The 10,678-nt window shown below is 69.6% G+C and carries 11 protein-coding genes and 1 pseudogene; 4 read left to right on the top strand and 8 right to left on the bottom strand.

What is annotated here, in order from left to right; all coding sequences use genetic code 11:
- Window positions 1-120: 120 nt before the first annotated feature.
- Window positions 121-660, top strand: coding sequence for a GNAT family N-acetyltransferase (locus AQJ84_RS27580; protein WP_030040555.1), 540 nt, complete (start codon window positions 121-123; stop codon window positions 658-660).
- Between the two features lie 325 nt (window positions 661-985).
- Here AQJ84_RS27580 and AQJ84_RS27575 read toward each other — a convergent pair whose 3' ends face one another.
- From AQJ84_RS27575 to AQJ84_RS27550, 7 genes and pseudogenes are all read right to left on the bottom strand, one after another.
- Complete coding sequence (locus AQJ84_RS27575; RefSeq protein ID WP_030040556.1) at window positions 986-1,417, bottom strand: YybH family protein; 432 nt, start codon at window positions 1,415-1,417, stop codon at window positions 986-988.
- 62 nt (window positions 1,418-1,479) lie between these two features.
- Window positions 1,480-1,755: a hypothetical protein gene (locus tag AQJ84_RS44410; protein ID WP_225889164.1), complete on the bottom strand. Its 276-nt coding sequence runs from the start codon at window positions 1,753-1,755 to the stop codon at window positions 1,480-1,482.
- On the bottom strand, window positions 1,740-2,225 hold the full coding sequence (locus tag AQJ84_RS44405) for an alcohol dehydrogenase catalytic domain-containing protein (RefSeq protein ID WP_225889162.1): 486 nt from the start codon (window positions 2,223-2,225) through the stop codon (window positions 1,740-1,742). The genes AQJ84_RS44410 and AQJ84_RS44405 overlap by 16 nt, the downstream gene beginning before the upstream one ends.
- Window positions 2,226-2,557: 332 nt before the next feature.
- A pseudogene (locus AQJ84_RS27565) lies at window positions 2,558-3,385 on the bottom strand (SDR family oxidoreductase); the annotation flags it as partial.
- A 597-nt stretch (window positions 3,386-3,982) separates the two neighbouring features.
- Window positions 3,983-4,462: a MarR family winged helix-turn-helix transcriptional regulator gene (locus tag AQJ84_RS27560; RefSeq protein WP_030040557.1), complete on the bottom strand. Its 480-nt coding sequence runs from the start codon at window positions 4,460-4,462 to the stop codon at window positions 3,983-3,985.
- 11 nt (window positions 4,463-4,473) lie between these two features.
- Entirely contained in the window at window positions 4,474-5,535 is a 1,062-nt protein-coding gene (locus AQJ84_RS27555; protein ID WP_053192132.1) for an alkene reductase, read from the bottom strand.
- Window positions 5,536-5,613: 78 nt separating this feature from the next.
- On the bottom strand, window positions 5,614-6,519 hold the full coding sequence (locus AQJ84_RS27550) for an NADP-dependent oxidoreductase (RefSeq protein ID WP_030040560.1): 906 nt from the start codon (window positions 6,517-6,519) through the stop codon (window positions 5,614-5,616).
- Between the two features lie 219 nt (window positions 6,520-6,738).
- Between AQJ84_RS27550 and AQJ84_RS27545 the strand changes: the two genes are divergently transcribed.
- Both AQJ84_RS27545 and AQJ84_RS27540 read left to right on the top strand, forming a co-directional pair.
- Window positions 6,739-7,566, top strand: coding sequence for a hypothetical protein (locus AQJ84_RS27545; protein ID WP_157874988.1), 828 nt, complete (start codon window positions 6,739-6,741; stop codon window positions 7,564-7,566).
- Window positions 7,567-7,657: 91 nt separating this feature from the next.
- Window positions 7,658-7,978, top strand: a complete 321-nt coding sequence (locus AQJ84_RS27540; RefSeq protein WP_030040562.1) for a hypothetical protein — start codon at window positions 7,658-7,660, stop codon at window positions 7,976-7,978.
- An 85-nt stretch (window positions 7,979-8,063) separates the two neighbouring features.
- Here the strand turns inward: AQJ84_RS27540 and AQJ84_RS27535 are convergent, their stop codons facing one another.
- Window positions 8,064-8,981: a helix-turn-helix transcriptional regulator gene (locus tag AQJ84_RS27535; RefSeq protein WP_030040563.1), complete on the bottom strand. Its 918-nt coding sequence runs from the start codon at window positions 8,979-8,981 to the stop codon at window positions 8,064-8,066.
- Window positions 8,982-9,154: 173 nt separating this feature from the next.
- Between AQJ84_RS27535 and AQJ84_RS27530 the strand changes: the two genes are divergently transcribed.
- Window positions 9,155-10,501, top strand: coding sequence for an aldehyde dehydrogenase family protein (locus AQJ84_RS27530; protein WP_030040564.1), 1,347 nt, complete (start codon window positions 9,155-9,157; stop codon window positions 10,499-10,501).
- The last annotated feature ends 177 nt before the right edge of the window (window positions 10,502-10,678 follow it).

Raw genomic sequence — 10,678 nt, 5'->3', positions numbered from 1 at the left:
TAGATACTGCTCAGGAGTCAAACCAGGAGCTCGGATCAGAAGCTCGGATCTGAGGTTCGGATCCAGGTGGAGTTGAGCGTTTCCCGTTCGGCTGATTCGACCACTTGTTAGCGTGCGCGGATGGAAGATCTGGGACCCGTGGCTTGGCCGCCTGAGCGGATCAGGACCGACAGGCTCGTGCTCCGTCAGCCCGAAACCCGGGACCGTGCGGCCTTCATCGAGTTGCTCGCCTCGCCACAGGTGCACACCTACCTCGGCGGCCCCCGCCCACGACACGAGCTCGAGCGCGAACTGCCCGACGCGCCCGAGCGATGGCCCGGAAGCTTCGTCGTTGATCTCGACGGGTCGATGATCGGCCAGATCCTGCTCAGGAGAGCAACGGGGCACGGTCGCCCGGCCGCCGCGAGGAAGGCCGATCTCGGCTACCTGTTCCTGCCGCAGGCGTGGGGATACGGATACGCCGCCGAGGCGTGCGCGGCGGCACTCCACTGGCTCGCCGGCGCGCTTCCCGGCGAGCCGGTGGTGCTCACCACCCAGAGCGCCAACGTCGGCTCGATGCGCCTCGCGGCGAAGCTGGGATTCGCCGAGCTAGAGCGGTTCCATGCCTGGGGCGCTGAACAGTGGCTCGGCATACGGTCCCCGGCCACACCCTCCAGTTGAGTTCACGACGCAGCCACCAGGAAGCACCCACCCACCCACTCACCCTGCGGGCCTGACACACGATGTGACTGGCGCGCATCGACAACAAGACCGCCGATCTCCAGCAGCGGAAGGCCGAGCGCCAACACGGTCGGCGTGTCCGGCGGCCCGCCGAGCAGCGTCCGGGAGCATGCGCGGGTGGAGTGCGGCTGCGTTCAAGGCCCCTGCAACCGGTGGTCGTCGGGCCTTGGACCAGCCGGGTGCGGGATGCACCGCCCGCAACCGACGCCGCTGACACCAAGGTGCCACCGGCACAAAGCGGGAGTGCGTCACCTTGGATATCCGGTCAGGACGCGATCGCGCCTGTCGCGGTCTGGGCGAACGCCCAGTTGGAGTGCACGATGCGCCACTCGCCGTCGATCAGCCGGTACGCCTCGGTGGCGTTCCAAGCGCGCAGCTGCCGCTCGTCGCCGTTGTCGTCGAGCACGTAGGTGCTCAGGTTGTAGGCCAAGACAGCGAAGTCACCGCCGTCGCTGACGTGCACGACGGGGTTGAGGTACTCGTTGCGCACGATGTGCGGGTTGGAGTAGATCGCCTCGATGTGGGCGACGGTCGCGTCACGGCCGAGCACCAGGTCCTTTTCGATCGGGTCGAAGTAGCTGATCTCCTCGGCGTAGTTGTCGAGGTAGCCGCGGTTGTCGCCGACGCTCCACCGCTCGTTGAAGGACTTCTCCAGTTCCAGGATGGTCTTGCTGATTTCTCCCTTGTTGACGCCCATGACGGTCTCCTTTTCGTGCATGCCGCCGGCCGGCTCCGGTCGGCGGTGGACGGGTGTGTTTCTCAGTCGTCGAGCAGCGCCACGTGCATGCCCAGTGTCGTGCCGGCCTCGACGTCGGCCTGGGTATCGCGAACCTGCTCCAGGCCGTGGTAGACACTCGCGACCGGGCCTTGAGCCGCCCGGCGGCGATGGCTTGCGCTACACCCACGGCCCGCAGTCTCCCCGGCCCGGTCCGGGCTGCGGGTGGTGGACAGCACGGTGGCAAAGCGGTCCCTCGCGATCGTGGTCGCGCTCAGCCCGACCACGGAGGTGCCGCCGCAGATCAGCAGCGTCTGCACCGCCTGCAGACCGAGGCCCGTGGCGAGGGAGCCGTAGGCGGTCTGGAACATCTCCGGCAGCGCGCCGGCCACTTCCCACGGGAGGTCGATTTCGAACGGGACGACCTTTCCGCGGGGGCGGTCACGTTCTGCGCGTACGAGCCGTCGAGGGACCGGCCCATGCCGCCCAGCATGGTCGCCACCTGCTGCCCCGGGCGCAGCCCGCTGCCCTCGTCGGCCTGGTCGAGCACACCAACGCCCTCGATGCCGAGAATGTGCGGGTAGGTGACCTCCGGGTCCGACTCGCCCTTTCGTGTGGTGACCTCGGACTTGTTCACGCCGAACGCCTTCTTGATGAGCACCCATCCGGGCTGTGGCTCGGGCATCGGCACCGTGGTGACCTGAAGAGCGTCCAGGCCGCCGGGCTGAGTGACGACGACCGCTCGCATCGTCGCGGAGGCGGCGCCTGCGGATGCTGCACGCTTGTCCATGCCAATTCCTTACATATCGCTTGCTGCCCGCAGGCTCGCCGCGCTGCGGCCTGCCGCGAGGTGGTCGCGGCAGCACCTCTCGATCTTCTGTCGACATCCGGCGAATCGCTCAGTCAGTTACGGACATCCGATTGTCAACGGGAGACACTCGTGAAGCCCCGCGATCGCAGGGCTTCACACGGCAGGCCCTCACCCCGGCCAGGGAAGCCCCGCGTGCCCGCCCCGTCACCCGTTCGGCTCGGCCGGAATTGTTGTGGAGTGGTCGACTGGGAGGGATAGACCCGAGGCGTCCTGGTCAGGCCGCCGGGCGGCGAGAATGCGACGCATGCCTGTCACCGGTACTGTGCGGTGCGCAGCTCTTCGGTAAACCGAGCGAGGGCCTCCTCGGCCGTGGGGACAGGGCCGAACAGCTGCTCCTGGCGGCGGGAGTCCGCGACGTAGCGTCCGGTCTCGAACCAGCGGAACATCGCGGCCATGTCCGTGATCAGGGGCACGAAGCGGCCGGCGACGGCTCCTGCGGCGCGAGCGACAGCGGACGGGACGACCCACACCTTGATCTTCTTTCCGGCCCGGCTGCCCATCACGTCGGCCACCTCGCGCATGCTGACCGGACGGTCCCAACCGATGTCGATCCGTTCACCGGCCTCGGCCTCGGTGTCGACCGCGGCTGCCAGGTACGCCGCGAGATCGGAGGTGTGGACGAAGGTCAGCGGGACGGTGGCCTTGCCGATCCACACCATGCGGCCCTTGTCGACCGGGTCGCCCGCCATGCTCGCGACCTGGTCGAGGAACGCCCCCGGGCGCAGGGCGACGAACGGGACGCCGAGCTGTTCGAGCTTGTCCTCGGCGAGCTTCTTGTGCCAGAAGTGCGGGACGTCGGGCGTCTGGTCGCTGGTGAGGATGCTGGTCAGGACGAACCGCCGGATGCCGGTGCGGTGGGCGGCCTCGGCCAGGTTGGCGTTGCCGACGGTGTCGATGTCCTGCGCGTTCTTGCCACCGCGGGTGTAGCCGGCGGCGGTGGTGATGACGGCGTCGGCGCCCTTCATGGCGGCGATGAGCGTGTCGAGGTCGAGCATGTCGCCGCGGGCGATCTCTACGCCCCGGCTTTCGAGCCTGCTCGCGTCGGTGGTCGAGCGGACCAGCGCGCGGACGTTCTTACCGCGCTTGAGTAGTTAGTCGACGACCTTGCTCCCGAGGGAGCCGGTCGCCCCGACGACGAGGACCGGGAGGATGGTGGCCATGAGGGGTCTCACTTCCATCAGGTCAGTGGTGGGGGGATTGAGTGGGTAGGGCAGTGGTGACCGCGGACGTGGGCGCCGTTGGCCCGGAACGCACACGGGCGGGCCTTTGGTGGGCGGGTCCGCGGCGGGTCGCCGCCGTCCGGCAAGGAGCTTGCGGAGGTCCAGGGTGACCGGGACCCGGCTGATGCGGTCGTCCTCGATGCGCGGCCGTTCGGCGACGTGGAAGGGCTCGCCGTCCCCGCAGGGCTGTTTCCCTACCCCCAGGAGGAGTTCAGTCCTGCTGCCAGCGGGACAGCTCGCGCTTGCCCCTGATGCGCCCGCTCACCCCGTTTTCCCTGACGTACCGGGGCGAGCGGGCGGGTCCGCCACGGCCGCCGGTTCACCGGGTTCAGGCGACAGTCGGGGCGCCTGGCTCCGTGCAGCACGGCCTTCGTGAGCTGCAGCACGGTCCACTGAGCAGGCACGCCGGAAACGATCCGCGCTCCAGACCGGGACCGGGATACAAGCCGCGGGGAGTTACTCGGATTCCTCCCCCGCAACGGCACGACTGTTGATCGCGTCGGCGATGGCGTAGGCGGTGCGGACGAAGGCCTCTGCCTCCTGCGCCGACAGGTCCTGCGCGGAGGTCTCCTCCAGGCTCCGCCACATGGCTGCCAGGGGCTCGCGCATGGCACGGCCCTTGTCGGTGAGGCGAACGACCATGACGCGCCGGTCGTGTTCGGCCGGCTCGCGGATGAGCAGGCCGGCGTCCTGCATGCGGCGTAGGGACTTGGAGACGGTGGAGTGGTCCAGGCCAACGCTTTCGAGCAGCTCGGACTGGGTCTGGCCGTCCCGGTCAAGGAGGTGCATCAGCAGCAGTTCCTGTCCGGGATGCAGGTCCATCTCGCGGAGCATGGCGGCGGCGCGGGCTCGGTGAGCGCGGGCGAGCTGGAAGATCGCGTAGCTCATCGGCCCTTCGCTGGCCGTCGTGGGGGTGCGGGGTGTGGGGGCGGGCATGGTTTGGTTCCTCAGACGGTGTGGGTGGGGTAGTCGGTGTAGCCGGCCACTCCGCCGCCGTAGAAGGTCGCCGGGTCGGGGGTGTTCAGCGGCGCGTCAGAGCGTAGCCGCTCCACGAGGTCCGGGTTGGCGAGCGCGAGGGCGCCGACGGAGACGAGGTCGGCCGTGCCGTGGTCGATGTCCTTGGCGCGGGTGGGCAGGTCGGTGCCGGCCCGGTTGAGGATCAGCGTGGTCGGCCACAGCGCGCGCAGAGTGTCCAGCAGCTCCTCGTCGCCGGCGTGCATCACGTGGAGGTAGGCCAGGTCGAGGGGGCGCAGGGCGTCGAGGAGCGCCGGGTACAGCTCGGCCGTGTCGGACTCGGCGATGTCGTTGTAGGGGTTGCCGGGAGAGATACGGATACCGGTGCGCTCGGCGCCGATCTCGTCGGTCACCGCGGCGGCGACCTCGACCGCGAAGCGGATGCGGCCCTCGATCGAGCCGCCGTAGCCATCGGTGCGCTGATTGGTGTTGTCGGACAGGAACTGGTGCACCAGGTAGCCGTTGGCGCCGTGGATCTCCACGCCGTCGGCGCCTGCCGCGACGGCAGCCGCTGCGGCACGGCGGAAGTCGTCGACGGTCGCCGCGACCTCCTGCGTCGACAGCGCACGGGGGGTCGGCATCTCCTGGGGCCCCGAGGCGGTGAACATCGCGCCCTGCGGCCGGATCGCCGAAGGGGCGACCGGCCGACGGCCGTGGGGGGTGTTGTCGGGGTGGGCGATGCGTCCGGTGTGCATCAGCTGGATGACGATCCGGCCGTCGGCCGCGTGCACGGCGTCGGTGACCTTGCGCCACCCGGCGATCTGCTCGTCGTTGTGGATGCCGGGGGTCAGGAGGTAGCCCTGGCCGTCGGCGGAGGGCTGGGTTCCCTCGGTGATGATCAGCGCGTGCGAGGCCCGCTGGGCGTAGTACTCGGCGTTCAGCTCGGTCGGTACGCCTTCAGGCGTGGAGCGGTCACGGGTCATGGGGGCCATGACCAGGCGGTGCGGCAGAGATATTCCGCCGAGAGTGGTCGGCGTCCACAGGGAATCCAGCATGAGGGGTCCTTCGATAGGGCGGTGACCGGCCGTCACCGTAAAGGCATCGAGTGGTGTGTGAGGGGTGGGCGGGGGTGCTCAGCCGACGGTCAGGACGAGCTTGCCCCGCACGTGCCCGGCGTCGCTGACCTGCTGGGCCTTTGCGGCCTGGTCGAGCGGGTAGGCGGCGACGGCGGTGACGAGCTTGCCGGCCGCGGCGTCCTGGGCCAGGGCGGCCAAGCGGGCGGTCGAGCGTTCCTGGGACCCCTGGGAGAAGGTGATGCCCAGTTGCCGTGCCCCGAAGTCGGCGATGGTGACGATGCGGTCGGTGCCGCCCCGCAGGGTGATGGAGTCCTCCAGGGCTCCCTTCCCGGCCAGGTCGAACACCGCGTCCACGCCGTCGGGGGCCAGCGCCTGCACCCGCTCGACCAGACCGTCGCCGTACACGGTCGCGGTGGCGCCGAGCGAGGCGAGGTAGTCCTGGTTGGAGGGGCCCGCGGTGGCAATCACGCGGGCTCCGCGGGCCGTGGCGAGCTGGACCGCCACGGTTCCCACCGCTCCGGACGCGCCGTGCATCAACACGGTCTCCCCGGCGACGACCCCCAGCAGGTCCAGGACCCGCTCGGCCGTCTCGCCGGCCACCGGCAGCGCGACCGCGTGCGGCCAGTCGAGGCCGGCGGGCTTGGGGGCCACGGTGGTGGCCAGCGCGAACTGGGCGTACGAGCCGGTGTCCGACCAACCCAGCACCTCATCGCCGACCTGCACGTCTCTCACGCCCTCCCCCAGGGCGTCCACCACCCCGGCGAGCTCGCCACCTGGGACGGCGGGGAAGGTCGTCGGGCGGACGGCCTCCAGCATCCCGGCGCGAATCTTGCCGTCCAGCGCGTTCAGCCCGGCGGCCTTCACGCGGACCCGGACCTGGCCGGGGCCGGGCTGCGGGACCTCGATGTCCGCCTCGTGCAGCACGTCCGGGCCACCGAACCGGTCGAAAACAATTGCTTTCATGAAGGCTCCATCCTCTTGGCCACCAAAAGTGTGGCTGGCCACATAATCAAGGTAGCAGCAATCATGTGGCTAGCCAAGTATTCGCGGACGTGAGGACGACGGTGGCCACCTCGGGTCGACCATGGGCGCTCGCGCGGCTTCTACATCCCGACGCGCCGGTCGCTGCTGGTGGAGGACCCTGCCGCGCCCCGGGTGCGGGTGGGTGGCCGGTGGGTGCCGGTGGCCCGCCTGAATGCGGAGGAGCGGCGCCGGCTGCTGGTGACGACGGCCGATGGCAGGTGGGAGCCGGCGATGGGGTGGCTGAACCAGTGGGGCCTGCCGATGACGACGTCCGGGTGGAAGCAGGTCTTCGCCGACGCCAACGCACGGTGCCGTGCCCAGGGCGTAGACGTGGGGACGACGCTTCACATGCTGCTTCAGCGACGAGGGCCGACTGGAGCGGTCGGAGGTCGTCGCGTGAACGAGGAGGCACCCCGCGCGGGGCGCGGCCGTGCCGCGGCTGTTCCCGGCGGCTTCTACGAGCCGCGTGGCCGCAGTCCACGACCGTCGCGCATCGACGCAGCCGAAGAAGCCTTCGCCCGCGGCCAGTTCCTCGCCAAGCTGGGCGCCGACGACAACCGGCCGTCCCTGACGGGCCCCGCCGGAGAGGAAGCCGAAGCCCGGCTCGCCGAGCTCGCCCGCCACACCGTCTTCGACGGCCAGGTCGTCACCGACGAAGCCCGCCTGCGCCGCATCCTGGCCCGCCACGACACCCGCCTGAACCCGGGCACCTTCATCACCTGCGTCTACAACCCCGACCGTGCCCTGTGCCGCATGTCCGAGGGCCCCGCCGATCAGCCCGTCATGGCCGACTGCAAACCGCTGGTCTGCCGCAACACCGCTCTCACGCCCGCCAACCGGCAGGCCCTCACCGGTCACTTCGCCCGCCTGGAGGACGCCCTCGCCGACAGCGACCGCCTCGCCCTCTACATCCGTCACCACCTTGAGGAACAGCGCCGCGCCACCGCCGCGTTCCTCACCCGCCACACCCCGAAGACCGCCGAGTGAAACGCGCCCTGCCCGGCACCGAGACCGTCAAAGCCGCCATTGACACCGTCCTTGCCGAGGCCGCATCCCGCGGACGGCACGGCGCCCCACCGTGACCGCGATCGAGCAGCTCCTGGACATCCCACACACCACCTTCCACCGGCACTACGTCGACCTGATCGACGTACACTTCCGGTCCCGCATCCCGGCGCTGGCCCGGCCTGCGACGCCGACGGAACCCTCCGGATCCGACGTACGTACGGAAGCCAACCTGCGCCGGCTACGGAAGGAGAACACCGACCTGCGCCGCATTCTCGCTCTGTACGAGGAGGCCATCCGCCAGCTGGCTCTCGAAAACGACGCACTGCGCAGCGGCGGCACCGTTCTTCCACTGCCCCACCGCAGCAGGCCCGCGCCACCCGGACCGTCCTGAATCCGACACCCCCCGCAGGCGCCTGGCGTGGATAAGGTCGCTGGGCGTGGCGCTCAGCCGACTACCGATGATCAAGGACAGTTCATCAAGCCGTGCGTGCCGACGATGTGCTCGTTCCCGCCCGGGTCGCGTCCGCGCCCCAGCTGGCCAGCAGTCGCAGAGCCTCCGCCGACGGGGAGTTCGGTTCGGCGTGGTAGGTCACCAGCATCTGCTCGTGGGCGTCGGCCTGGTGGAACGACTCGAGGCGGAGGTCGAGTTCGCCGACGAGCGGGTGGTGCAGGCGCTGGACACCGTGGCACTTCTCCTTGACGTCGTGGGTGGCCCACAGCCGCCTGAACTCCTCGCTCTTGACGGAGAGTTCGCCCACCAGCGCGGACAGTCGGGGGTCGTCGGGATGGGAGCCGGCGTCCATGCGCAGCTGAGAGACGACGTCGCTGGCTTTGTGCTCCCAGTCCACGAACAGGTCGCGGTACTCGGGCCGCAGAAAGACCAGCCGCGCCCAGTTCTGCTCCCTGGCCGGCAGCTCGGCCCAGTCGCCGAAGACCGCCGCGGCCATCCGGTTCCAGACAAGGATGTCCGAGCGCCGCCCTACGAGGATCGCCGGAACACCGTCCATGGTGTCCAGCAGCGTCCGCAGGGGGCCCCGCACCTGCTGGGCGCGGCCGGCCGGCTTCTTCTGTTTCGGCTTCGCCAGGTGCGTGAGGTGGGCGTGCTCGGCGTCGCTCAGCCTGAGGGCGCGGGCGATGGCGTCGAGAACCTCTGGCGACACGTGCCGCCCGTTGCCCTGCTCCAGGCGTGTGTAGTACGCCACGGACACCCCGGCCAGCTGCGCGAGCTCCTCGCGGCGCAGCCCCGGCACCCGCCGGTACCGCCCGTAGTCCGGCAGTCCCACGTCCTCCGGCTTCAGCCGGGCGCGTCGGGTCCGCAGGAACTCACTGAGCTCGGCACGCGGGTCCAGAGCGCCGGCGGCGGGCTCGTGCACCGGTTCGGGGTATTCGTCCATGCCTCGAGTATCCCCGGTCGCACGCACACCATCCTGACCCAACCAGTGGTAGGCACCGCGCACGTACGCAAAGCCGTGACCTGGGTGGATGCCGGATCGTCCAGCACGCTGGCCACTGTGCCCGGCTAGAAGACGGCCAGGGCGTGGCCTGGATCAGGAACGGAGTACATCCCATGAGCGCAACACAGGGGATCGAGTCGAGAACGCATCAGAGCGAACCGGCCGCGGAGGTGGTGGGCCGCCTTCGTGCGACGTTCAACACCGGTGTCACCCGCCCATTGGACTGGCGCGTCGACCAGCTGCAGCGGCTGCGGGCCCTGCTGGTGGAGAACGAGCAGGAGCTGATCGATGCGCTCTGGGCGGATCTGAGGAAGAACGCCGCCGAGGCGAAAATGCAGGAGATCGACTTCACCGTCGCCGACATCGACGAGGCACTGGCGAACCTCGAGAACTGGCTTCAGCCCCGCCCGGTGGAGGTTCCTGCCCACTTCGGTCCCACGACCACGGCCTACACCACGTACGACCCGCTCGGGGTCGTCCTGGTCATCGCTCCGTGGAATTTCCCGCTGCACCTTCTCATCGACCCCATCATCGGCGCGCTGGCCGCCGGGAACACCGTGGTGGCCAAGCCGAGCGAGATGTCGGTGCACACCTCGGCGGTCGCTTCACGCCTGCTGCGCCAGTACTTCGACGCCGATGTGCTCACCGTGGTCGAGGGGGGCGCCGAGGAGACCACAGCCCTGCTGGCACAGCGTTTCGACCAGATCTTCTACACCGGCAATGGCACCGTCGGCCGGATCGTCATGGCCGCAGCCGCCAAGAACCTCACCCCGGTCACGCTTGAGCTCGGGGGCAAGTCGCCGGTCTTCGTGGCCCCCGACGCCGACGTGGACGAGACCGCGAAGCGGCTGGTCGGCGCCAAGTTCGGCAACGCGGGGCAGCAGTGCGTAGCCCCCGACTACGTACTGGCCGATCCTGCCACCGCCGCCGCGCTGGTTCCCGCCCTGCGTGCGGCGGTCGACGCCCAGTTCAGTGCCACTCCGCAGACCTCAGCCGACTTCGGCCGGATCATCAACGAGCGGCATTTCGACCGACTCACCCGTCTGCTGGATTCCGGCCGGGCGGCGGTGGGAGGCCAGCACGACCGCGACGACCTGTTCATCGCACCGACCGTGCTCACCGATGTCGACCCCGCATCGCCCATCATGCAGGAGGAGATCTTCGGTCCGATCCTCCCCGTCGTCGAAGTCGAAGACCTCGATGCCGCCATCGCCTTCATCAACGAACGCGACAAGCCCCTCGCCCTCTACGCCTTCACCACCTCCGAGGACATCAAGTCGCGCCTCGTGAAGGAGACGTCCTCCGGCGGCGTCGCCTGGGGCCAGCCGGTGATACAGCTGCTCATGCCGGGACTGCCTTTCGGCGGCGTCGGCGAAAGCGGCTTGGGCCGGTACCACGGCCGGTATTCCCTGGAGACGTTCAGCCACCTCAAGGCTGTCGCGGACGTGCCGCTCAGCTAGTCTCGCGCTTTCGTGGAGCAGGCTGTCCGATGGGCGATCGGCCGGCGGAAGTGCCTCAGGCCGATGAGAATGAGGAGCGCCGAGATCGCTGTTCCCGCCACCACCAAAGGCCCGTTCCAGGTGAAGTCGTGTATCGGTCCTTCGCGGGGGCGCGTCGAGGGAGTCGGTCGCGGCCCG

Origin of the sequence: Streptomyces resistomycificus, from assembly GCF_001514265.1 — a bacterium.
In the GTDB taxonomy this organism is placed as follows: Bacteria; Actinomycetota; Actinomycetes; order Streptomycetales; family Streptomycetaceae; genus Streptomyces; species Streptomyces resistomycificus.
Note: the sequence above shows the minus strand (reverse complement) of the source record. Positions and strands in the feature narration are given on the sequence as shown.